Source organism: Micromonospora sp. NPDC004704 (assembly GCF_053601675.1).
The window spans coordinates 157,275-178,852 of sequence record NZ_JBSGCD010000003.1; the positions used below are offsets into that span (position 1 = coordinate 157,275).

Consider the following 21,578-nt stretch of genomic DNA (forward strand, 5'->3'; position numbering starts at 1 on the left):
GGTCGATCTCCTGTTGCGGACCGTACCCGCGATCAAGGTCAAAAAGAAAGAGTCATCTGACGGGAAACTCTCTTCCCGCAGGTGACAAAGTTGCGCTCCTGAAAACGAAAACCGTAACCTGCCGGAAACTCGGTGGGAGGTGTCGTAGGTCCGGGCTAGGGTCGTCGCCGTGGCCACGGAACAACCTCTCATCCAAGCTCGCGGACTGGTCAAACGGTTCGGTGACTTCACCGCCGTCGATGGAATCGACGTCGAGGTGCGTCCCGGCGAGGCGTTCGGCTTCCTCGGCCCCAACGGCGCCGGCAAGAGTTCGACCATGCGCATGGTCGGCTGCGTCTCCCCGCCCACCGACGGCGAGTTGCGCATCCTCGGCATGGACCCGAGGCACGACGGCCCGGCGATCCGGGCACGGCTCGGCGTCTGCCCCCAGACGGACAACCTCGACCCCGAGCTGACCGTGCGGGAGAACCTGACCACGTACGCCCGCTACTTCGGCATCCCGCGCAAGGTGGCCCGCGAGCGTTCCGCCGAGCTGCTCGACTTCGTCCAGTTGACGGAGAGGGCCAACAGCAAGGTCGAGCCGCTCTCCGGTGGCATGAAGCGCCGGCTCACCATCGCCCGCGCGCTGGTCAACGAGCCCGAGATCGTGCTGCTCGACGAGCCGACCACCGGGCTCGACCCGCAGGCCCGGCACCTGGTCTGGGAGCGGCTGTTCCGGCTCAAGCAGCAGGGCGTCACGCTGGTGCTGACCACCCATTACATGGACGAGGCCGAGCAACTCTGCGACCGCCTGGTGGTGATGGACGGCGGCAGGATCGTCGCCGAGGGCTCGCCCCGCGACCTGATCGAGCGCTACTCGACCCGCGAGGTGGTGGAGCTGCGCTTCCCGACCCAGTCGCAGGAGGAGTTCGCCGGCAAGCTCTCCGGCATCGCCGACCGCACCGAGGTCCTACCCGACCGCATCCTGCTCTACGTCGACAACGGCGACGCCGCACTGACCGAGGTCCACAACCGCGCCCTGGTCCCGTCCAGCTCCCTGGTACGCCGCAGCAGCCTGGAGGACGTCTTCCTCCACCTGACCGGCCGCACCCTGATCGACTGAGACGCGCCCTACCAGCGTTCGGTGGTGGGCGGCATCGGAGCGCGCTGCCCCCACTGTTCGAGGGCGCGCAGGGCGGGCTCCAGCTCGCGTCCCCAGTCGGTCAGCTCGTAGATCCGTACGCGGTCGGGGGCGCCGAGGTCGCGGAAGCGGACCACCTCGAACTCGACCAGCTCGCGCAGGCGCTTGCTCAGCACGTTCGGGCTGATCCCGGGCAGGCCGGCGAGGAGCGCGGGAAACTCCTTGGGGCCGGGCAGCAGGTCGCGTACCACCAGCAGTCCCCAGCGCTCACCCACGACGTCGAGACTCCGGGCGACACCGGACGGATCTCCATAACTACGACTACTGGTACTGGTCACAGCCCGCAGGTTACGCGGCCCTTCCCGCCCCGCCTCCACCCCGTCCGCCCCTGCCGTGCCCCTGCCGTGCGGCTGTCGTGCGGCTGCCCGGCATGATCCACGCGCGCTGAGCTGTTGTCAGGCCTGCCCGGAGAACAGCTCAGCGCGCGTGGATCATCATTGGTCACGGTGCTCCGCAATTCCGGCAACTCCCTTCTTCCGCCACATTCCTGCTTTCGTGTTCGGGCGTGTTGGGAATGGGAAGTGGTATCACCGTCGGGACGTACATCATCTTTGATGTGCGTACATCGAATTTGATGTAAAGGTTTTTCGAGTCATACGGTCTAGACGAGGTAGACGTCCACCGGGACGCCGTCCGGTTTGACGATCCGGAAATGGCCGTCGGGTGCCAGGTCGTGCATCAGGTACGCGACCCGCAACGCCCGGTTCAACGCATCGGTACGACTCAACCGCTGTCCGGCGGCGAGCCCGGTAAGCGCGTCGGCTGCCGCCGGAGTCAGGTTCACCGTCACCTTCACCAGCCGCGAACCGACCGGATCCGTCATCGGCCCAGTGTCATCGGCCAGCCCATGAAACGGGTGTAGAGGTCCTCGCGGGGGCCGTTCGGGCTGAACTCGGCCAGGTCGTCGAGGGCGCGGACGTACTGGCCGGAGAGGTAGTGGCACAGGGCGATCCGGTTGCGCCCGTAGTCGGCGAGCAGGCCGAGCTTCGCTGGTGGACACGGCCACCTGCCTGCGCAGCGGCGACACCGCCACGAGGGGCGCATGGGCAGGTGCAGCCGCATCGCGTGCCGGATCCGGCCGCGCCGACTCATAACGTCTCCTATTCGCCGTCGGGAATGGAAGGGGCCGCCCCGGGCGGGCGGGTGGGAAGCCGGGGCGGCCCCGCAGTCCCGCCCGGTCCTTTGCCGACCGAATCCGAACGGTTCCGCTGAAGACACCTTGCCCGCACACATTTATTTATGGGAAGGTCCTTGGGGCGCACCTGGCGGAAGCGCAGATCCCGGCCTATCTCGCTTGTGGATCAACAATGATGATCACAAAACTGTGGAGGAAGTGTGGCGACCAAACCCGTACCCACGGCGGACCTGATTCGGGCACAGTTACGGCGAATCCGAACCGCCGCGGGGATGAGCCAGGAGGACTTCGGTAAGCGAGCCCACTATTCGGCCTCCCTGGTGTCCTCCGTGGAGGTCGGTCACCGACCCCTGGACGAGGCCTACCTGGCCCGAGCCGACGAGATCCTCCAGACCGAGGGCCTCTTCGTCGCCATGCTGGAGCTGGCCAAGCGCGACGGCGAACCCACCTGGTTCCGCCCCTGGCTGGATGCCGAACGCAGCGCCCTCCAACTGCGGTGCTTCGAACCGAATCTGATCCCCGGACTGCTCCAGACGCCGGACTACGCCCGCGCGGTCATCCGAGGGGATGTCCGCCTCACCGAGGACGAGGTCGACAAGTTGGTGGCCGCTCGAATCGAACGGCAGACCATCCTGATCCAGGAGCACCCACCGCAGCTCACCATCGTGGTCGACCAGTCGGCACTACAGCGCTTCGGGGGCGGGTTCGAGAAGATCATGGCCGAGCAGCTCATGCACCTGGTCGAATGCGCCGAACGCCCGAACATCAGCGTGCACGTCATGCCCGCCACCGCTGGCCTGCACATCGGGCTGGGCGGCCCGTTCATCCTCGCCCGCGCCGCAGACGGCGGATGGGTCGGATATCTGGACAGTCAGCTCGGTGGGGGTGTGGCGGACCGCACCGAGGACGTGGAAACCCTGCTGTCGAGGTGGGAGAGTGTGCGTAACGACGCCCTCCCACGGCAGCAGTCGCTAGACCTGATCAAGGAGATAGTTGAGCCATGGATCTGACCGGCACCCGCTGGCGTAAGTCCACCCGGAGCAACGCCAGCGGCGGCAACTGTGTCGAGGTGGCGGACAACCTGCCGGGCAGGGTGTTCGTGCGGGACACCAAGGACCGTGACGGTGGCACCCTGGCCTTCGGCCCGGCGGCCTGGCGCGCGTTCGTCGCGGACGTCGCCCGCCGCCCGTAAACCCATGACGCTACGACCGGCGCCCGCGCTGCCCCTGGAGGGAGCGCGGGCTACGTCGTCTGTCAGTAGGCCTTGCTTCGGTGAACGACCTCGACCACCAGCACCACGAGTTTTTGGTCGAGTACGGCGTACTTGACCCGATAGTCACCGACCCGTATTCGTAGCAGATCATCAGACGTAACGATCTTCCGGCACCCAGGCGGTGTCGGATCGTCCGCCAGTTTCTCGATGGCGGTGGCGATGCGTCGGCGAACGGGTTTGTCGAGGTTGGCGAGTTGCTTCAGCGCGGCGGCGTTGATCTCAACCTTCCATGTCACAGGTCAAGCTCCCGCTTTGCTTGCTCCCATGACACCGCCGGCTCCCCGGCTTGGTGCTCAGCTAACCGCTCCTCGGCCAACCCGCTGTTGTCCAGGTCGTCAAGGAGATCTTCAAGGTCTTCGTGTGCGCGCCGATGACCCTCGCTCCGACTCGGGTCAACCTCGCGAAGCAGGCTCACCACGGCCTGACGGGCACCCGTGGGGTCTGTCCTGGCCAAGATGCTGATTACCGAAGCGACGACAGCGACAACCTTCTCGTCCAACTCCATGTGACGTGGTGGGACTACTGCGGCGAAACGTTGGCCGTGGCGTGTGAGGTACACGACGTTGCCGTGCTCGGCCCGCTCGACTGCCTCAACCGGCGCAGGGCTATGTTCGGGTACCTCGTACTCGTACTCGAATGCGTGGGCTGCGGTCATGAGTGGATGCTAACTGACCGAGGGATTATCCTGTCCGATTACATGGCGTATGGTGCTAAAGTCGTGGATTTTGACTGACTGCGTGCTGCTGCCCATGTGTGGCTGGTGAGGAACAGCAGGAGCTGCCGCCCTCGATCGACGCTCGTCCCGCCCAACGGGGCCAGGTGCTCCTGAAGTGACCGGCAAAATCATGGGCTTCGGACTGGTGGGATGCCCGTTGAGCTGCGATTATAGGGAAAGTAGACTGTCGTACCCGGTCAGCGGATGCCTCCACTGTCGATGATCGAAGCATCGACGCCGGCACGTCCTGGCCCCGCCCGACGCTCCCGCTCCGGCGGGTAGGTGACGGTCCACCCCCTTTCGAATCCATCCGAGCGCGACACGGAACGGAAGAGAGGGTATCTCCATGAGCGAGCACATAGCGATGGTCGTACGGCAGGCTCGACGAGTGCGGGTGTCGACATGACCGCTCAGCCGCGTTCGTCGCAGGAGAATGAGGACTACAGCCGTGGGATGGACGCGGGCCGAATCGAGCAGCGCCTGCACGGTCACGACCTACATTTCGAGAAGATCAACGGTTCGATCGACGAGATGACCGACGCGCTCCAAGCCCTCACCGATGAGGTGCGGGCGAACGTCAACAAGTTCAGTGCCAACGTCACCTCCGATCGCCGCGACGCCGGAGAGCGGGAGAAGATCGCGGTCACGGTCGCCGCCGCGTTGGTGGAAAGGGAAACCCGCGTACGCGACGAGAAGACCCAGCGATGGACGGCGTGGCAGCGGCTGTTCGCCGTACTCGGTGCGGTCATGTTGATCGCCAACTTCACCTTGGCGATCTACCTCACGCTCAATCGCTGATCCGATGTTGATGTCGACGCCGGGGACTAGCGTCGGGGTTGTGGAGACGACGTACCGGCCCGCGACGCGGGTGATCTGCCTCGATGCCGTCGATCGGGTGCTGCTGTTGCGGTGGCGGGACCCGATCGACGGGGCGCTGCTCTGGGAGCCGCCCGGCGGTGGGATCGAACCGGGCGAGACGCCGTACGAGGCGGCCCGGCGTGAACTGTTCGAGGAGACCGGACTCGACCCGGCGGCAATCCTCGACCATTCGGTGCCGGTGCAGCGGGACGTCCGGTGGAACGGCAAGCGGTTCGTCGGCCCCGAACAGTTCTTCCTGGCTCGTTTTCCCGACGAGCGACCCGCCCTGACCCGCGCCGGACTGCTCGTGGACGAACAGCAGAACCTCGATTCGACCGGCTGGTTCGCGGATGCCGAATTGGTTTCACTTCCGGACCGGCTGGAGCCCCCGGAGTTGCGATCCGTGATCGCCGCCCTGCTGGCTATGCCCTAGCAGCCATATCGACCTGCCGACCCCTCACCCCGTGGTACGAATATCGGCGGTGGATGAGGTGAGGCGGACGAATTAGTGGCGGGCAACCTGGCGGCGAGGCTGCTGCGCAAGCCTGAGCATCCACGTCAGGCGTCAGCCCTCGAACTCTTCTTCGACCTGGCCTTCATCCTCGGGCTGACTCTGCTGTCGAGGCGGCTTTTTCATGAGCTGAGCTGGGGCAACACGCTTCAGACGTTGATCCTGTTCGCAGGCGTCTACTGGATCTGGATCGCGACCGCCTGGGCGACCGACTGGTACAACCCCAACGAGCCGATCATCAAGGGGCTCGTTCTCGGCATCATGTTCGTCGGCCTGGTGATGGTGGCCGCGATACCGGCCGCGTTCGGTGAGCACGGATTCATTTTTGCCGGGGCGTACGTCTTCGTACACTTCGGCCGGGGCGTGGTGTTGTACTCGCTGCTGCGCGGACATCCGCTGCAACACCGGTCGTTGCTGATCCTGATCTGGTTCTTGATCTCCGGGGTGCCCTGGCTGGTCGGTGCTTTCCTCCCGGAGACCGAACGGATGGTGCTGTGGCTGGTCGCACTGGCCATCGACTACGGAATAGCCTGGCTCGGCTGGCCGACTCCGGGGCTTGGCCGGGTGCCGGAGGAGAGCCTCCGCAATGTCGGCGAGCATCTGTCGGAGCGGTACCAGCAGGTGTTCATCATCGCCCTGGGTGAGGTGATCCTGGTCAGTGGTCTCGCGTACGCCAGCGCGGGAATCACTGTGCTGCGCACGCTCGCCTTGGGACTGACGTTCCTCAACGTGGTGCTGCTCTGGCGCGGTTACCTGATTCCCGGTGATCTCCGAATCGGCGGCATTCTCGATCAGAGTCGCCCGCGGTTGGCGGTTTCCGTCGCACTGTGCCAGGCGATGGTGCTCGGGGGAACCCTGCTCACCGCGGTCGGTAATGAAGTGCTCATCGCCGAGCCGCTCGGTGAGCCGCAGGGTGCGTGGGTGATGCTCATCGTCGGTGGAGCCGCACTTTTCCTGATCGGCAGGATTTCGTACCACGTGTCAGTGTTCCACCGTCTGCCGTGGCCGGGGGTGGTCGGCCTGGCGATTCTCGGCCTGCTGAGCCCCGTACTGCTCCTGCTTCAGCCGCTGAGTATCTCGTTGGTCACCAATCTGGCGCTGTTCGGGGCCGTGGCCGCTGACATCTACCTGATTCGGCGAGCGGTTCGGGAGGGTCGGATCACCACGTCCGAAGGCACCCCCCTGTCGATCAAGCGCGATGACAAGCGTTGACTTATATAAGCGCTGGCTGATAGCTTGCCGTTCGTGCACGCGTTCGACGTACTCGGGGATCCGGTGCGGCGGCGGATCCTCGAACTGCTCGCCGAGGGCGAGCTGACCTCCGGTGCGATCACCACGGTGATCTCCGATGAGTTCGGGATCAGCCAGCCGGCGGTGTCGCAGCACCTGCGGGTGCTGCGCGAGAACGGCTTCGCGACCGTACGGCCACAGGGTGCCCGCCGGCTCTACGCGGTGAACTCCGAACCCCTGCGGGACGTGGACGTGTGGCTGGACCGCTTCCGCCGGTTCTGGACCCCGCACCTGGCCGCGCTGGCGACCGAGATCGCCCGGGGCAAGCGGGAGCGCCGCCTGAACCCACCCGAGACGCAGACAGACCCGATCGACCACCCGACAGAGCAGAGGACAGATCCATGATCGATGTGAACGAGAAGATCAACGCCGTACGGCGACAGGTCGGCAAGCGGGTCCTGGAGGCGGGGGAGGCGCGCGTACAGACGATCAGCCAGGTGTACGACACCACCCTCGAAGACCTCTGGGACGCCTGCACCAAGCCCGAGCGGATCGCCCGGTGGTTCCTGCCCGTCACCGGTGACCTCCAGGTCGGCGGCCGTTACCAGTTCGAGGGCAACGCCGGCGGCACCGTCGAACGCTGCGACCCGCCCAAGGGCTTCGCCGCCACCTGGGAGTACGGCACCGAGGTGAGCTGGATCGAGGTCCGGCTGACCGGCGAACCGACCGGCGGAACCCGGTTCGAACTGGACCACATCGCCCACGTCGACGACGAGCGGTGGGCCCAGTACGGGCCGGGCGCGACCGGTGTCGGCTGGGACCTGGGATTCATCGGCCTCGGCCTGCACCTCGCCTCCGGCGGCGCCCCGGTCGACCCGGCCGCGGTCGAGGCGTGGTCCACCTCCGACGAGGGCCGGCAGTTCATCACCCTGAGCAGCCAGCGGTGGGCCGACGCGGCGATCGAGGCCGGGGAGGACCCGGCCGCCGCCAAGGCAGCCGCCGGGCGTACGACCGCCTTCTACACCGGAGCACCGGAGGACACCACCGGAGCCGAGGCGCCAGCGGAATAATGCGGCGAAAACGTCAGCCGCTCGCCGTACAGTTCCGGCGGTACGACGCCCTGGTCGTACCGCCGAGCTGTGCGGAGGCTGACGTGACGTGGTGGGTGGCGGAAACCGGCCGGACCGGGACGCGCTGATGGTGGCCGTGGACGAGTCCGCCTCGACACGTGCGCCGGCTCGGCCTCCGGGCGGGCTCGCGCCGGCGCTGGCCGTACTCGAATATCACCTGGTCAACTCCCGGCGGACCTGGCGGTCCAGCGCGGTCTCCTCGTTCGTGCTGCCGCTGCTGACCATGGTCGGCTTCGGCCTCGGGGTCGGCGCCTACGTCACCCAGGGTGTGGACGGCGTCGACTACCTCGACTTCCTCGTCCCCGGCCTGATCGCCTCCACCGCGCTCCAGGTCGCGGTCGGCGAGTCGACCTGGCCGGTGCTGAGCAACTTCAACTGGATCCGGACCTACTTCGCGCAGGCCGCCGCGCCGCTGCGGGTGTCCGACATCATCGGCGGACACCTGGCCTTCGTCGCGTTCCGGGTGCTCACCAGCAGTGCGGTGTTCCTGCTGGTGGCGGCGGTGTTCGGCGCGCTGCACTCGGTCTGGGCGCTGGCCACCCTGCCGCTGGTGGTGCTGATCGGGCTGTCCCTGGCCACCCCCGTCTTCGCCTACGCCGCCTGGGTGCCCACCGACAGCTACCTGGCGATCCTGTTCCGGTTCGCGATCATCCCGATGACGCTGTTCGCCGGGGTCTTCTTCCCGGTCGACTCGCTCCCGGTCGGGCTGCGCTGGGCCGCGTACGTGTCGCCGCTCTGGCACGGCGTCGACCTGTGCCGGGCCGCGACCCTCGGCGTCGCGCCGCAGTGGTCGGTCGCCGGTCATCTGCTCTACCTCGGCGCCTGGGTGGTCGGCGGCTGGCTGCTGGCCAGGGTCGCGTTCCGCCGTCGGCTCGTGATCTAGGAAAGGGACACCAGTGGTCAGCCTCGTCCTGCCCCGGTTGATCGGCATCGAGGGCGCCCGCCGTTCGGTCTCGGTGGCCGAACGCAACGTCGCCGCGCTCAAGTCCGCCTACTGGGTGGTGCTGGTCTCCGGCTTCTTCGAGCCGTTGCTCTACCTGCTCTCGATCGGCGTCGGCGTCGGCGCCCTGATCGGCGACCTCACCCTGCCCGGCGGGCAGGTGGTGACGTACGCGGCGTTCGTCGCCCCGGCGATGCTCGCCTCGTCGGCGATGAGCGGCGCACTGTCGGAGACCACCTTCAACTTCTTCGGCAAGATGAAGTACCAGAAGCTGTACGACGGGATCCTCGCGACCCCCGTACGGCCGTTCGAGATCGCGCTCGGTGAGCTGGGCTGGGCGATGATGCGCGGCACCCTCTACTCGGGCGCGTTCCTCGCCGTCATGGTCGCGATGGACCTGACCAGCCCGGTACGGGCGCTCGCCGCCTTCCCGGCCGCGGTGCTGGTCGGGTTCGCCTTCGGTGCGCTCGGCATGGCCCTGTCCACCTTCATGCGTAGCTGGCAGGACTTCGACCTGATGGGGTCGGCCCAGTTCGCCCTCTTCCTCTTCTCCGGCACCTTCGTACCGGCCCAGGGCTACCCGACGGTGCTGCGCTGGATCGTGGAGGCGAGTCCGCTCTACCGGGCGGTGGACCTGGTCCGGGGCATCACCACCGGGACCGGCGGCTGGCTGCGGATGGTCGACGTGTTGTACCTGGTCGCCGCCACCCTCGTGGGCCTGCTCGTCGCGTCCCGCCGGATGGGCCGGATGTTGTACAAGTGAGCTGATCGAATGGATTACCCCGGCTGCCGGTGGGGCAACAGGTGGTGACCACGCCTCACAGACAGGAGGGCCGCCATGGCCTCGGACCGGCCTTCGGACCCGGCAGCGTCGAAGGACGGGCCACCTGTGCCGGCGGACGGGTCGCCTTCGCCGGTCGACGGACCATCCTCCCCGGTCGACGGGCCACCGGCGCCGGATGACGGGCCGTCGAGTCCGGTCCGGCTCTCCGGCACCTCCTGGTGGGCGGCGCTGCGGCGTACGGTCGCCGAGTTCCAGAAGGACAACCTGACCGACCTGGCGGCGGCGCTGACCTACTACAGCGTGCTGTCGATCTTCCCCGGCGTGCTGGTGCTGGTCTCCCTGCTCGGGCTGCTCGGCAAGCAGACCACCGACGACGTGCAGGGAACCATCCGGGACGTGGTCCCGCAGCCGGAGATCCAGCAGATCCTCGACGGCGCGATCAACCAGGTACGCGAGAACAGCGGTACGGCCAGCCTGGCGGCGGTCCTCGGTCTGCTGACCGCGTTCTGGTCCGCGTCCGGGTACATCGGCGCGTTCATGCGGGCGTCGAACGCGATCTACGACGTACCCGAGGGGCGACCGATCTGGAAGACGCTGCCGATCCGGCTCGCCGTGACCGCCGTGATCGGGGTGATGCTGCTGGCCAGCGCCCTGATCGTGGTGTTCACCGGGCGGCTGGCCGAGGTGGCCGGCAACGTGCTGGGGATCGGCGGGGCGGCGGTGACGGTCTGGGACATCGCCAAGTGGCCGGTGCTGTTGCTGCTGGTCACCCTGATGTTCGCGATCCTCTACTGGGCATCGCCGAACGCCCGGCAGGGTGGGTTCCGGTGGATCACGCCGGGCGGGCTGGTGGCCGTGGTGGTCTGGCTGCTCGCCTCGGGTGGACTCGCCCTCTACGTGGTCAACTTCAACTCGTACAACAAGACGTACGGCACCCTGGCAGCCGTGATCGTGTTCCTGGTCTGGCTCTGGCTGACCAACGTGGCGATCCTCGTCGGCGCCGAACTCAACGCCGAACTGGAGCGGGGGAGGGCGATCGCGGCCGGCTACCCGGTGGACAAGGAGCCGTACCTGGAGCTCCGGGACGATCGCACACTGCGCAAGGCTGCGCGTCCGCCGAACGAATGAGTTTTCTTGATCAGGACGCTGCTTTTGCTGGAGAAGACAAAAGTTCGTTCCAGATCTCCTGAAGCTCTAGACAGGTACGCCAGAAGGCTCCTACTGTGTCGGGCACAACACCTCGACGTTGCGTCGATGTGAACAGACCCGACCGGGAGGTGAGTCCACGTGCGTACGGCGGAACCACTCCACCTCCGGTTGCTGCGACTGCTCCGTGACCAGGGAGCCGTCTCCCGCGCCGAACTCGCCGACCGGTTGGAGATGCCCCGGCCGCGCCTGCTCGCCGAGCTGGACCGGTTGGTGAACGCCGGCTACGTCGCCGAGGCGGGGCTCGCCGCGTCACGGGGCGGTCGCCGGTCCACACTGGTCGAACTCAACCCCGCCCTGCGGTTCGCCGCGGTGGACCTGGGTGCGAGTTCGATCGACGTCGAGGTGGTCAACGGCCGCCTCGAACCGGTTATCGCGTACACCGAGGCGAGCGACATCCGCTCCGGCCCCAAGGTTGTCCTGCAGCGGGTCAACGAGCTGCTGCACAAGGCCAAGGTGGAGGGCGCGTACGAGCGGCTCGACGCGGTCGGCATCGGCGTACCCGGCCCGGTGAGTTTCCGGGACGGTGTGCCGGTGTCTCCGCCGATCATGCCGGGGTGGGACCGCTTCCCCGTACGTGAGCTGCTCACCCGCGAGCACAACTGCCCCGCGGTGGTGGACAACGACGTCAACATCATGGCGATCGGAGAACGGCACGGAGGTGTCGCCCACTCGGTGGACGACTTCCTCTTCGTCAAGATTGGCACCGGTATCGGGTGCGGGATCTACCTGACCGGCGAGGTCTACCGGGGCACCGACGGATGTGCCGGCGACATCGGCCACATCCAGGTCGACTCGCACGGTCCGATGTGTTCATGTGGCAACGTCGGCTGCCTGGAAGCGCTGTTCAGCGGCGCAGCCATGGCAAAGGACGCCACGGTCGCGGCTCGCAGTGGCGCATCACCGGTGCTGGCCGAGCGGCTCGCGGCGAGCGGTGCGGTCACCGCCCTGGACGTCGCCGAGGGCGCCGTCGAGGGGGACGTGACCTGCATCCGGCTCATTCGTGACGGCGGGCGCCGGGTGGGCGGAGTTCTCGCCGGCCTGGTCAGCTTCGCCAATCCATCGATGATTGTCATCGGAGGGGGGCTGGCCCAGTTGGGTCACATCCTGCTCGCGGAAATTCGCAGCGTGGTCTACCGGCGGTCGTTGCCGCTGGCCACCGGCAACCTGCCGGTGGTGCTTTCCGAACTCGGCCCACGGGCCGGGGTCACCGGCGCCGCGGTACTCGCCAGCGACGTCGCCTTCGGGGAGGCATTGTGAGCGAGCAAGTCAGCACCGAACAGACAGATTCCGCACAACCCAATATCGTCCTGCGGCTCACCGACGTGGTGAAGACCTTCCCCGGCGTACGCGCGCTCGACGGCGTACAGCTCGAGGTACGGGCCGGCGAGGTGCACTGCCTGCTGGGCCAGAACGGCGCCGGCAAGTCCACCCTGATCAAGATCCTGTCCGGCGCGCACCAGCCCGACTCCGGGCAGGTCGAGTGGCTCGGCGAAGAGGTCAACTTCGCCAACCCACAGGCCGCGATGAAGGCCGGGATCGCCACCATCTACCAGGAACTCGACCTGGTCGACGACCTGTCGGTGGCGGAGAACGCCTTCCTCGGCCACGAGCCGCGTACCCTCGGCTTCGTCCGTCGGGCCAGGATGGAACGTCAGGCCAACGAGATCCTCGGTCGGCTCGGCCACGGCGAGATCCCGTCGAGCCGGATGGTCAGGTCCCTGCCGGCCGCCGGCAAGCAGATCGTCAGCATGGCCCGCGCGCTCTCGCACGACGCCCGGCTGATCATCATGGACGAGCCGAGCGCGGTGCTGGCCCACGACGAGGTCGGCAACCTGTTCCGGATCATCCGCGAGCTGACCGCACAGGGCATCGCGGTCATCTACATCTCGCACCGGATGGACGAGCTGCGCGAGATCGGCGACCGGGTCACCGTACTCAAGGACGGCCGGACCACGGCGGCGAACCTGCCCGCCCGGACCACCCCGACCAAGGACCTGGTCAGCCGGATGACCGGCCGCAACATCGAGTACGTCTTCCCCGAGCGTCCGGCCGCGGCGACCGCCGTCACCGAGGCCACCGAACTGCTCCGGGTCGACGGGCTCTGCCGCGAGGGCGAGTTCGTCAACGTCTCGCTCAACGTCCGCGCCGGTGAGATCGTCGGCATCGCCGGGCTGGTCGGATCCGGCCGGTCGGAGCTGCTGGAGTGCATCTACGGTGCCCGCCGGGCACAGTTCGGCACCGTCACGATGAACGGGCGCAAGCTGCGTTCGGGCAGCGTGGGCGCGGCCGTCAAGGCCGGCATGGGCATGGCACCGGAGGAGCGCAAGAGCCAGGCGCTGCTGCTCGGCGAGCCGATCTACCGCAACGTCACCCTGGCCACGTTCACCCGGTACGCGAGCTTCGGCTTCACCAACGCCGGCAAGGAACGCGCCGAGGCGGAGCAGATCGCCGACTCACTGGAACTGCGCCCGCGCGACGTACGCCGGGCCGTACGCACGCTCTCCGGTGGTAACCAGCAGAAGGTGGTGGTCGGGCGCTGGCTGCTCGGCGACACCCGGCTGCTGCTGCTGGACGAGCCGACCCGGGGTGTCGACGTCGGCGCCCGCGCCGAGCTCTACCAGGTGATCCGTGCTCTCGCCGAGCGTGGGGTGGGCGTCCTGCTGGTCTCCAGCGAGGTGCCCGAGGTGCTCGGCCTGGCCGACCGTGTGCTGGTCATGCGGGAGGGGCGGGTCGTGCGCGAGGCGCCGGCCGGCGAACTTGACGAAGACACTGTGCTCGACCTCGTCATGTCGGGGTCGCTGATGGAAGGTGCGCCAGCATGAGTGACGCGACCGCGACCGCGGTGGCCGAGACCCCGCAGCACGGCGGCGCCACGCCCCCGGCCAAGGGTGGCAAGTGGCGTGGCGACCTGGGCGAGTCGATCACCCGCAACCTGGGCCTGCTGGGCGTACTGGCGCTGCTGATCATCATCGGCGCGGTCACCCAGCCCGACCTGTACGGCGACTCCTCCTGGGTGTGGAGCAACGTCCTGTCGATCCTCCAGCTCGCCTCCGTGGTCGGTGTGGTCACCGTCGGGATGACCTTCGTGATCATCGGCGGCGGCATCGACCTCTCGGCCGGTGCGATCGTGGCGCTGGCCGGGGTGTGGGCCACCACGGTCGCCACCCAGAGCTACGGCGCCGCCGGCATGATCTTCACCGCGATCATCGTCGGTACGGCCGTCGGGCTGGTGAACGGCCTGTTGATCTCGTATGGCCGGTTGGTGCCGTTCATCGCCACCCTGGCCATGCTGGTCGCCGCCCGAGGGCTCGCCGCCCAGATCTCCGGCAAGCAGACCCAGGTCTCGGCGAACACCTTCATCAACGGAATCGCCGCGAACAAGTTCCTCGGCATCCCGATCCTGGTCTACATCTTCGCCGGGGTCGTCGCCGTCGGCTGGGTGCTGCTCAACCGCACCACCTTCGGTCGCCGTACGGTCGCCGTCGGGGGTAACCCGGAGGCGGCCCGGCTCGCCGGAATCAACGTCAAGTGGCACAGCCTGCTGCTCTACGGGCTCTCCGGGCTCTGCTGCGGGATCGCCGCGATCATGCTGACCGCACAGGCCAACTCGGCCCAGGCGGCCATGGGCAACCTCTACGAACTCGACGCGATCGCCGCCGCGATCATCGGCGGCACGCTGCTGAGCGGGGGCCGGGGCACAATCATCGGCTCCGTACTCGGCGTGATCATCTTCGCCACGATCACCAACCTGTTCGCGATCAACGGCCTGCCGGTCGAGGTCCAGAACATGGTCAAGGGCGGCATCATCGTCGCCGCCGTACTGGTCCAGCAATTCCGGTTCAAGTCGGTAACCCAGCTCTTCGCGCGGAACAAGGTCACCACGACCTGAGGCACCGCAACCTCCAGGTGACGCCGCACCCAGGCGCTCGCCGGACCCAACATATCCGCACACCCCCACCATTCAAAGAAAACAGGAGGTCGTTATGACCCAGCAAGCGCGCGACCTGTCGCGCCGCCGGCTGATGTTCGGCGGGGCCGCGCTCGGCGCCGGTGCCCTGCTCACCGCCTGCACCAGTAACGAGGCTTCGGCACCCGAGGGCCAGACCAAGGTCGCCGACGCGTCGGCCGCGGCACCGGGCAAGCCGGTCACCATCGGCTTCTCCGCTCCGGCCGCCGACCACGGCTGGCTCGCCGCCATCACCACCAACGCCAAGGCGCAGGCCGGGCTCTACTCGGACGTCACCTTCAAGACGGTCGAGGCCGGTGCCGACGCACCCGCCCAGCTCGCGGCGCTCCGTACGCTGATCGCGCAGAAGCCGGACGTCATCGTCCTGCTCCCGCACGACGGCAAGGAGCTCAACGCCTTCGGCCTGGAGGCCATGAAGGCCGGCATCCCGGTGGTCAACCTCGACCGGGCGTTCCCGGACGCGCTGGCCTACCGGCTGCAGATCAAGGGCGACAACTACGGCATGGGCGTCTCCGCCGGTAAGTACATCGGCGAGGAGATGAAGAAGAAGAACATCGCCAACCCGATCATCGGTGAGATCCCGGGTATCGACTCGCTGGAGCTGACCCAGGAGCGCTCGGCCGGCTTCAAGGCCGAGCTGGCCACCTTCGGCTTCACCGTGGCCCGGCGGATCCCGGCGGAGTTCACCGCCGACACCGGCCGGGTGGCGGCGTCGCAGCTGCTCCAGGCGCTGCCGAAGATCGACGCGGTCTGGAACCACGACGACGACCAGGGCATCGGTGTGCTGGCCGCCATCACCCAGGCCAACCGCAGCGAGTTCATCATGGTCGGTGGCGCCGGCTCCAAGGCCGCCATCGACGCGATCGCCGCGGACAACAGCGTGCTGAAGGCGACCGTCACCTACAGCCCCTCGATGGCATCCTCGGCGATCACGCTGGCTCGCCTGATCGGACAGGGCAAGGGCATGTCCGACCTGGTCGAGCTGCAGGTCCCGAAGGAGATCACTCTCACTTCGGAGACCATCACCAAGGAGAACGCGAGCACTTACAGCAAGCTCGGGTTCTGATCTAAGGGGAGGCCCACCTTGTCCACTGTAGATAGCGAGCTGCGGGTCGGCATGGTCGGCTACGCGTTCATGGGCGCCGCGCACTCACAGGCGTGGCGCACCGTGAACCGCGTATTCGACCTGCCGACACGAGCCCGGATGGCCCTGATCTGCGGCCGGGACGAGTCGAAGGTGGCCACGGCCGCCGATCGGCTCGGCTGGGACGGGTACACCACCGACTGGCGTGACCTGATCAACCGGGACGATATCGACGTGGTCGACGTCTGCACCCCGGGTGACAGCCACGCCGAGATCACGATCGCGGCGTTGGCGGCGGGCAAGCACGTACTGTGCGAGAAGCCGCTGGCCAACTCCGTGGACGAGGCTCGCGCCATGGTCGCCGCCGCGGCCAAGGCACAGGCGTTGGGCGTACGGTCCATGTGCGGGTTCAACTACCGCCGGGTCCCCGCGGTCACCCTCATGCGTCAACTGGTCGAATCCGGCCGGCTGGGCGTCATCCGGCACGTACGTGCGGTCTACCTGCAGGACTGGATTGTCGACCCGCAGTTCCCGCTGGTCTGGCGGTTGCAGCGGGACAGGGCGGGTTCCGGGGCGCTGGGTGACATCGGCGCGCACATCATCGACCTGACCCAGTACGTGACCGGACAACGGATCACCGGGGTCAGTGCGATCACCGAGACGTTCGTCAAGGAGCGGCCGTTGCCGGCGGAGTCCAGCGGGTTGGCCGCCTCCACCGGTAACGGATCCGTCGCCACCGGTGAGGTGACCGTCGACGACGCCGCCGTCTTCGTGGCGCGGCTCGACGGCGGGGCCCTGGCCACGTACGAGGCGAGCCGCTTCGCGACCGGGCGCAAGAACGCGCTGCGGGTCGAGATCAACGGATCGCTCGGCTCGGTGGTGTTCGACCTCGAACGCCTCAACGAGCTGGAGTTCTACGAGGCCAGCGGCCCGACCGCCGAGCAGGGCTTCAACCGGATCCTGGTGACCGAGGGCGACCACCCGTACATGTCCGCGTGGTGGCCGCCGGGACACATCATCGGTTACGAGCACTCGTTCACGCACGAGATGCGCGACTTCCTGGAGGCGATCGCCACCGGGACCGATCCGACCCCGTCGTTCGCCGACGCCCTCCAGGTCCAGCTCGTGCTGGACGCGGTGGTGCGCTCGGCGGAGCTGGGCTCGTCGTGGACCGAGGTCGAGCCGACGCTCGTCACGGTCGCCGCCTGACCCGGCACCACCCGCATACCCAGTCACATCCACCCGTGGCGGTGCGCCAACACCCCCACCCGACGAGCTTTCCGGGCTGATCAGCGAGGGTCCGGTCGCGGTTGCGCCCCGCGGCCGGAGCAGGGTCACCCGGAGGGCGTACGCACCGCCGGAGTCCGCCAGGACCGCGGCGGCGTACGGAAGTAACGCGGTCGTCCGGTACGGCCGGACCGGGATTCCCCGGTCGTACCGGACGCCCAGTAGCCCGACCGGCCCCGACCCCCGGGGCCGCCCTACCACTACCACCACCACCTGCCCCGACCCCCGGGGCCGCACGATCCGGACGACATTCCCGATGGCTACGCCGTAGCCGCGGGTTCGGCCCGGGGCCCCCGTCCCGGACCGCATCCGATGACAACTACATCAGGGAAGGACTCCGGCTGGCGCGGCGCTTGCGAAATCGCCGCCGTACCAGCCGGCACGACGCGGGGGAGGCAAGGTCGCGACGCCGACCGACCTTGCCTGCCAGCCCCGTCCGCCCGTACCTGCCGGGTTCCGCGAACAACGCCGTTGCCGCCGACTCCGGCGCTGTTCGAGGGACGCCATCCGAGCAGGTCGGGCGGGCGGGGTGCTCTTCCACCACGCCGTTGACTTTCCAGCACGCCAGTATTGATACCGGCGCATCCGTCGAACCCCCACGGATGCCGCCGTGCAGTTCCCCGCGCGAGGAAGGAGCACAACATGCGTACGGGAATCTGGCTGGTGGGCGCACGCGGCTCGGTCGCCGTCACCAGCGTGGTCGGGGCCCTGGCCCTGCGAGCCGGGCTCGTCGAGCCGACCGGCTGCGTCACCGAACTCCCCGCACTGCGCAGCCCGGCCCTGCCGGCCTACGCCGACCTCGTCTTCGGCGGTCACGATCTCGTCCCCACCCCGGTGGTGAAAAAAGCGGAGGCCCTCGCCGCCGCCGGCGTACTGCCGGCCCGGCTGGTGACCGCGCTTCCGGACGAGCTGGCCGCGGTCGAGAACGAGATCCGTCCCGTCCCCACCGCCGAGCGACAGGCCGACGTGATCGCCGCCCTGGTCGCCGACCTGACCAACTTCAAGCACCGCAACCGGCTGGACCGGGTGGTGATGGTGAACGTCTCCGCCACCGAACCCGCCCCGGAACCGGATCCCGCGTACGCCGACCTGGCCGCGCTGGAGAACGCACTGGCCACCGGTGCCACCGTGCTGCCGAACAGCTCCGCGTACGCGTACGCGGCGTTCACCGCCGGTTGCTCCTATGTGGACTTCACCCCGTCGACCGGTGCCCGGCTGCCCGCCCTGGCGGAACTGGCCGCCCGCGAGGGGCTGCCGTACGCCGGGCACGACGGCAAGACCGGCGAGACGCTGGTCAAGTCGGTGCTCGCACCGATGTTCGCGATGCGCAACCTGCGGGTCCGTACCTGGTCCGGGGTGAACCTGCTCGGTGGCGGCGACGGCGCGAACCTGGCCGAACCGGCCGCGAACGCCGCCAAGGCAGCCAGCAAGCAGCGGGTCCTCGGCGAAACCCTCGGGTACGTGCCGCAGGGCAACACCCGGATCGAGTACGTCGACGACATCGGCGACTTCAAGACGGCCTGGGACCTGGTCACCTTCTCCGGTTTCCTCGGCACCGCGATGCGGATGGAGTTCACCTGGCACGGGTGCGACTCGGCGCTCGCCGCGCCGCTGGTGCTGGACCTGGCCCGGCTGACCGCCACCGCGCACCGGACCGGGCGCAGCGGCCCCCTCGGTGAGCTGGCGTTCTTCTTCAAGGACCCGCTCGGTGAGGGCCCGCACTCGCTGCCGGAGCAGTGGGCCACCCTCTGCGCCTTCGTCCGCCAACTCGACGCCGACGCGGCACTGTCGGACGGTCGGGACGGCGACGCTTCGCAGTCCGCCCCGGCACAGGGCTGAGGTGCGGCGACATGCCCTCACTGGGTGACTTCGCCGAACTGGTCCGGGCACCGGCCGCGCTCTCCGTACCCGGAGACGTGGTGGCCGGTGCCGCCGCCGCGGGTGCGTTGGACCGGCGGGTGCCGGGACTGGCCGGTGCCTCGGTCCTGCTCTACTGGGCCGGAATGGCGGCCAACGACTGGGCCGACCGCCATCTCGACGCGGTCGAACGCCCCGAGCGGCCGATCCCGAGCGGCCGGATCTCACCCGGCACCGCGTTCGGGGTCTCCGCCGGCCTGACCGCCGCCGGGCTCGCCCTGGCCGGTCTCACCGGTGGGCGCAGGGCGCTGGCCGTGGCGGTGCCGCTGGCCGGCGCGATCTGGGCGTACGACGTGAAGGCCAAGAACACCGCCGCCGGCCCGGCCGTGATGGCCGCCTGCCGGGGGCTGGACGTCCTGCTCGGGGCGACCGGCGGCAAGCCGCTGCGGGCCGTACCGGCGGCGGTGACGGTGGCGGCGCACACGTACACGGTGACCGAGCTGTCCCGGCGGGAGGTCAGCGGCGCCGACCGTACCCTGCCCCGGGTGACCCTGGCCGGGACCGCCGTGGTGGCCGCCGCCGCCGTGACCGGCCCCCGCCGCACGGGGTGGCGGGCGTGGATCCCGGCGGCGCTGACAGCCTGGTACGTCGGCCAGTACGGCACCGCACAGGCACGGGTCGCCGCCGACCCGGCCGCCGAACGGGTCCGTGCCGCCGTCGGGGCCGGCATCACCGGCCTGCCGGCGTTGCAGGGCGCGCTGGTCGCCCGGACCGGCGCCGGCCTGCTCGGGATGGCGGTCGCCGCCGCGGCACCGGTCGGCCGCCGACTGGCCCGGAAGCTGTCACCGACATGAGCACCGCCGCTCGGCACGGGCCGGCGGGCCCGGCGCGACGGGGGACCCGACGATGACCGGCCTGCGGTTCGGCTACGGCACCAACGGGTTCGCCAACCACCGGCTCGACGACGCCCTGCGGGTCATCGCCGACCTGGGTTACCAGGGCGTGGCGTTGACCCTGGACCACGACCACCTGGACCCGTTCGCGCCCGGCCTGGCGGCCCGGGTGGGCGCGCTCGGGAACCGGCTGGCCGAACTGGACCTGGGGTTGGTGATCGAGACCGGGGCCCGTTACCTGCTGGACCCGTGGCGCAAGCACGCCCCGACCCTGCTCGACGACGACCCGGCGCTGCGGATCGAGTTCCTGCGCCGGGCCATCTCGGTCGGTGCCGACCTCGGTGCCGAGGCGGTCTCGTTCTGGGCCGGGGTACGCCCGACCGCGCTCGACGAGACCAGCGCCTGGGACCGGCTCGTCGCCGGCTGCGCCGAGGTGGTCGACGCGGCGTTCACGGCCGGCGTCACGCTCGGGTTCGAACCGGAACCGGGCATGCTGGTGCCGGACATCGCCGCCTGGTGGCGGCTGCGGCACGCGCTCGGCGCACCGCCCGGATTCGGCATCACCCTCGACATCGGGCACTGCCGGTGCCTGGAGCCGCAACCGGTGCCGGACTGCGTCGCCGAGGTCGCCGCCCACCTGGTCAACGTCCAGATTGACGACATGCGGCGGGGCGTGCACGAACACCTGGAGTTCGGCACCGGCGAGATCGACTTCCCGCCGGTCCTGCGGGCCCTGGCCGACGCCGGCTACACCGGGCTGGTCGCGGTCGAGTTGCCCCGCGACTCGCACGCCGCACCGGCCGTGGCGGCCCGCTCGGTCGACTTCCTGCACACCGCCGCCTGGCAGGCCGAGGTGGCCGTGGAGCAGATCGGCAACACCGTCGGGCGACCGGTCGGTGTGGAAGGGGAGGCGTAATGGAACCGGACCAACTACGGGCGGCGCTCTCGGCCGTACCGGAACCGGACTGGCTGGACCAGGCGGTGCGGCGGGTCGCGACCGAACCGGAGGCGGTCGGTCGGCTCTTCGCCGCCGCCGGCCGGCGGTGCGGCCGGGCCCCGCTGCCGGACGCGCCCGGCTGGACCGCCGACGACGCGGCCCGGGTGCTGCTGCTGACCATGCTGCCGGCCGACCGGGTGGTCGGCCAGGTGGAAACCCTCTACCGGTACGGCGACGCGGCCGAGAAACGGGCCGTCCTGCGGGCCCTGCCGTGGCTGCCGATCGGGGCCGCCGCCGTCCCGCTGCTGCACGACGCGATCCGGACCAACGACACCCGGCTGGTCGCCGCCGCCCTCGGCCCGTACGCCGGGCACCTCGACGCCGCCACCTGGCGCCAGGCGGTGCTCAAGTGCGTGTTCATGGAGGTGCCGCTGGCCGTGGTGGACCGGCTAGACGAGCGCGCCGACGGGGAGCTGGAAATCATGCTCGCCGGGCTGGACGAGGAACGTCGCGCCGCCGGCCGCACCATCCCGGCCGACGCCACCGCCCTGCTCGACCGGCTCCGACCGACGACGAAAGAGGCGTGAC

General features: G+C 68.9%; 25 protein-coding genes. 20 read left to right on the top strand and 5 right to left on the bottom strand.

Features of this window, described 5'->3' with window-relative positions; all coding sequences use genetic code 11:
- Positions 1-169: 169 nt before the first annotated feature.
- On the top strand, positions 170-1,102 hold the full coding sequence (locus ACWEFB_RS05000; protein ID WP_452282340.1) for an ABC transporter ATP-binding protein: 933 nt from the start codon (positions 170-172) through the stop codon (positions 1,100-1,102).
- A gap of 8 nt (positions 1,103-1,110) precedes the next feature.
- Here ACWEFB_RS05000 and ACWEFB_RS05005 read toward each other — a convergent pair whose 3' ends face one another.
- The 3 genes from ACWEFB_RS05005 to ACWEFB_RS05015 form a co-directional block, all read right to left on the bottom strand.
- Positions 1,111-1,458 carry a winged helix-turn-helix transcriptional regulator gene (locus ACWEFB_RS05005; RefSeq protein ID WP_326556347.1) on the bottom strand — a complete coding sequence of 116 codons (348 nt, stop codon included), beginning with the start codon at positions 1,456-1,458 and terminating at the stop codon, positions 1,111-1,113.
- A 323-nt stretch (positions 1,459-1,781) separates the two neighbouring features.
- On the bottom strand, positions 1,782-2,003 hold the full coding sequence (locus ACWEFB_RS05010) for a hypothetical protein (RefSeq protein ID WP_452282343.1): 222 nt from the start codon (positions 2,001-2,003) through the stop codon (positions 1,782-1,784).
- A complete protein-coding gene (locus ACWEFB_RS05015) occupies positions 2,000-2,272 on the bottom strand; it encodes a hypothetical protein (RefSeq protein WP_452282345.1) in 273 nt (90 codons plus the stop codon). Before ACWEFB_RS05015 ends, ACWEFB_RS05010 begins: the two co-directional genes overlap by 4 nt.
- A 243-nt stretch (positions 2,273-2,515) precedes the next feature.
- On the opposite strand from ACWEFB_RS05015, the gene ACWEFB_RS05020 reads away from it, so the two are divergent.
- The gene (locus ACWEFB_RS05020) at positions 2,516-3,325 is read left to right on the top strand and encodes a helix-turn-helix domain-containing protein (protein ID WP_452282347.1); all 810 of its coding nucleotides are present in this window, start codon (positions 2,516-2,518) and stop codon (positions 3,323-3,325) included.
- The gene (locus ACWEFB_RS05025) at positions 3,316-3,507 is read left to right on the top strand and encodes a DUF397 domain-containing protein (RefSeq protein WP_363591653.1); all 192 of its coding nucleotides are present in this window, start codon (positions 3,316-3,318) and stop codon (positions 3,505-3,507) included. The genes ACWEFB_RS05020 and ACWEFB_RS05025 overlap by 10 nt, the downstream gene beginning before the upstream one ends.
- A 62-nt stretch (positions 3,508-3,569) precedes the next feature.
- On the opposite strand, the gene ACWEFB_RS05030 is transcribed toward ACWEFB_RS05025, so the two are convergent.
- Together ACWEFB_RS05030 and ACWEFB_RS05035 are read right to left on the bottom strand one after the other, a co-directional pair.
- Positions 3,570-3,824 (bottom strand): type II toxin-antitoxin system RelE family toxin, encoded by a 255-nt coding sequence (locus ACWEFB_RS05030; RefSeq protein ID WP_452282349.1) that lies wholly within the window; start codon positions 3,822-3,824, stop codon positions 3,570-3,572.
- Positions 3,821-4,243, bottom strand: coding sequence for a hypothetical protein (locus tag ACWEFB_RS05035; protein WP_452282351.1), 423 nt, complete (start codon positions 4,241-4,243; stop codon positions 3,821-3,823). Before ACWEFB_RS05035 ends, ACWEFB_RS05030 begins: the two co-directional genes overlap by 4 nt.
- Before the next feature lie 462 nt (positions 4,244-4,705).
- On the opposite strand from ACWEFB_RS05035, the gene ACWEFB_RS05040 reads away from it, so the two are divergent.
- From ACWEFB_RS05040 to ACWEFB_RS05120, 17 genes are all read left to right on the top strand, one after another.
- Positions 4,706-5,101, top strand: coding sequence for a hypothetical protein (locus tag ACWEFB_RS05040; protein ID WP_452282353.1), 396 nt, complete (start codon positions 4,706-4,708; stop codon positions 5,099-5,101).
- A 10-nt stretch (positions 5,102-5,111) separates the two neighbouring features.
- Positions 5,112-5,594, top strand: a complete 483-nt coding sequence (locus tag ACWEFB_RS05045; RefSeq protein ID WP_452282780.1) for an NUDIX hydrolase — start codon at positions 5,112-5,114, stop codon at positions 5,592-5,594.
- Positions 5,595-5,669: 75 nt separating this feature from the next.
- Entirely contained in the window at positions 5,670-6,884 is a 1,215-nt protein-coding gene (locus ACWEFB_RS05050; RefSeq protein ID WP_452282355.1) for a low temperature requirement protein A, read from the top strand.
- Between the two features lie 33 nt (positions 6,885-6,917).
- Positions 6,918-7,307: an ArsR/SmtB family transcription factor gene (locus tag ACWEFB_RS05055; RefSeq protein ID WP_452282357.1), complete on the top strand. Its 390-nt coding sequence runs from the start codon at positions 6,918-6,920 to the stop codon at positions 7,305-7,307.
- On the top strand, positions 7,304-7,972 hold the full coding sequence (locus ACWEFB_RS05060) for an SRPBCC family protein (RefSeq protein ID WP_452282359.1): 669 nt from the start codon (positions 7,304-7,306) through the stop codon (positions 7,970-7,972). Before ACWEFB_RS05055 ends, ACWEFB_RS05060 begins: the two co-directional genes overlap by 4 nt.
- Positions 7,973-8,099: 127 nt before the next feature.
- On the top strand, positions 8,100-8,915 hold the full coding sequence (locus ACWEFB_RS05065) for an ABC transporter permease (RefSeq protein ID WP_452282782.1): 816 nt from the start codon (positions 8,100-8,102) through the stop codon (positions 8,913-8,915).
- A gap of 13 nt (positions 8,916-8,928) precedes the next feature.
- A complete protein-coding gene (locus ACWEFB_RS05070; RefSeq protein WP_452282361.1) occupies positions 8,929-9,735 on the top strand; it encodes an ABC transporter permease in 807 nt (268 codons plus the stop codon).
- 75 nt (positions 9,736-9,810) lie between these two features.
- Positions 9,811-10,884 carry a YihY/virulence factor BrkB family protein gene (locus ACWEFB_RS05075; protein WP_452282363.1) on the top strand — a complete coding sequence of 358 codons (1,074 nt, stop codon included), beginning with the start codon at positions 9,811-9,813 and terminating at the stop codon, positions 10,882-10,884.
- 159 nt (positions 10,885-11,043) lie between these two features.
- The gene (locus tag ACWEFB_RS05080) at positions 11,044-12,222 is read left to right on the top strand and encodes an ROK family protein (protein WP_326556361.1); all 1,179 of its coding nucleotides are present in this window, start codon (positions 11,044-11,046) and stop codon (positions 12,220-12,222) included.
- On the top strand, positions 12,219-13,787 hold the full coding sequence (locus ACWEFB_RS05085; protein ID WP_452282365.1) for a sugar ABC transporter ATP-binding protein: 1,569 nt from the start codon (positions 12,219-12,221) through the stop codon (positions 13,785-13,787). Before ACWEFB_RS05080 ends, ACWEFB_RS05085 begins: the two co-directional genes overlap by 4 nt.
- Complete coding sequence (locus tag ACWEFB_RS05090) at positions 13,784-14,854, top strand: ABC transporter permease (RefSeq protein WP_326556363.1); 1,071 nt, start codon at positions 13,784-13,786, stop codon at positions 14,852-14,854. Before ACWEFB_RS05085 ends, ACWEFB_RS05090 begins: the two co-directional genes overlap by 4 nt.
- A 94-nt stretch (positions 14,855-14,948) precedes the next feature.
- Complete coding sequence (locus tag ACWEFB_RS05095) at positions 14,949-15,998, top strand: substrate-binding domain-containing protein (protein WP_452282367.1); 1,050 nt, start codon at positions 14,949-14,951, stop codon at positions 15,996-15,998.
- A gap of 18 nt (positions 15,999-16,016) precedes the next feature.
- Positions 16,017-17,225 carry a Gfo/Idh/MocA family protein gene (locus tag ACWEFB_RS05100; protein WP_452282369.1) on the top strand — a complete coding sequence of 403 codons (1,209 nt, stop codon included), beginning with the start codon at positions 16,017-16,019 and terminating at the stop codon, positions 17,223-17,225.
- A gap of 720 nt (positions 17,226-17,945) precedes the next feature.
- On the top strand, positions 17,946-19,142 hold the full coding sequence (locus ACWEFB_RS05105; protein ID WP_452282371.1) for an inositol-3-phosphate synthase: 1,197 nt from the start codon (positions 17,946-17,948) through the stop codon (positions 19,140-19,142).
- Between the two features lie 11 nt (positions 19,143-19,153).
- Positions 19,154-20,014, top strand: coding sequence for an SCO3242 family prenyltransferase (locus tag ACWEFB_RS05110; protein WP_452282373.1), 861 nt, complete (start codon positions 19,154-19,156; stop codon positions 20,012-20,014).
- Positions 20,015-20,066: 52 nt separating this feature from the next.
- Positions 20,067-20,969 (top strand): sugar phosphate isomerase/epimerase family protein, encoded by a 903-nt coding sequence (locus ACWEFB_RS05115; RefSeq protein ID WP_452282375.1) that lies wholly within the window; start codon positions 20,067-20,069, stop codon positions 20,967-20,969.
- Positions 20,969-21,577 (top strand): EboA domain-containing protein, encoded by a 609-nt coding sequence (locus tag ACWEFB_RS05120; protein ID WP_452282377.1) that lies wholly within the window; start codon positions 20,969-20,971, stop codon positions 21,575-21,577. The genes ACWEFB_RS05115 and ACWEFB_RS05120 overlap by 1 nt, the downstream gene beginning before the upstream one ends.
- Position 21,578 lies beyond the last annotated feature (1 nt).

What these genes read in the sequence shown, in the direction of transcription:
- ACWEFB_RS05010 (WP_452282343.1), bottom strand. Translation starts at nt 2,003, where the DNA reads ATGACGGATCCGGTCGGTTCGCGGCTGGTGAAGGTGACGGTGAACCTG.
- ACWEFB_RS05015 (WP_452282345.1), bottom strand. Translation starts at nt 2,272, where the DNA reads ATGAGTCGGCGCGGCCGGATCCGGCACGCGATGCGGCTGCACCTGCCC.
- ACWEFB_RS05025 (WP_363591653.1), top strand. Translation starts at nt 3,316, where the DNA reads ATGGATCTGACCGGCACCCGCTGGCGTAAGTCCACCCGGAGCAACGCC.
- ACWEFB_RS05035 (WP_452282351.1), bottom strand. Translation starts at nt 4,243, where the DNA reads ATGACCGCAGCCCACGCATTCGAGTACGAGTACGAGGTACCCGAACAT.
- ACWEFB_RS05040 (WP_452282353.1), top strand. Translation starts at nt 4,706, where the DNA reads ATGACCGCTCAGCCGCGTTCGTCGCAGGAGAATGAGGACTACAGCCGT.
- ACWEFB_RS05045 (WP_452282780.1), top strand. Translation starts at nt 5,112, where the DNA reads ATGTCGACGCCGGGGACTAGCGTCGGGGTTGTGGAGACGACGTACCGG.
- ACWEFB_RS05060 (WP_452282359.1), top strand. Translation starts at nt 7,304, where the DNA reads ATGATCGATGTGAACGAGAAGATCAACGCCGTACGGCGACAGGTCGGC.
- ACWEFB_RS05065 (WP_452282782.1), top strand. Translation starts at nt 8,100, where the DNA reads ATGGTGGCCGTGGACGAGTCCGCCTCGACACGTGCGCCGGCTCGGCCT.
- ACWEFB_RS05075 (WP_452282363.1), top strand. Translation starts at nt 9,811, where the DNA reads ATGGCCTCGGACCGGCCTTCGGACCCGGCAGCGTCGAAGGACGGGCCA.
- ACWEFB_RS05090 (WP_326556363.1), top strand. Translation starts at nt 13,784, where the DNA reads ATGAGTGACGCGACCGCGACCGCGGTGGCCGAGACCCCGCAGCACGGC.
- ACWEFB_RS05095 (WP_452282367.1), top strand. Translation starts at nt 14,949, where the DNA reads ATGACCCAGCAAGCGCGCGACCTGTCGCGCCGCCGGCTGATGTTCGGC.
- ACWEFB_RS05105 (WP_452282371.1), top strand. Translation starts at nt 17,946, where the DNA reads ATGCGTACGGGAATCTGGCTGGTGGGCGCACGCGGCTCGGTCGCCGTC.
- ACWEFB_RS05110 (WP_452282373.1), top strand. Translation starts at nt 19,154, where the DNA reads ATGCCCTCACTGGGTGACTTCGCCGAACTGGTCCGGGCACCGGCCGCG.
- ACWEFB_RS05115 (WP_452282375.1), top strand. Translation starts at nt 20,067, where the DNA reads ATGACCGGCCTGCGGTTCGGCTACGGCACCAACGGGTTCGCCAACCAC.
- ACWEFB_RS05120 (WP_452282377.1), top strand. Translation starts at nt 20,969, where the DNA reads ATGGAACCGGACCAACTACGGGCGGCGCTCTCGGCCGTACCGGAACCG.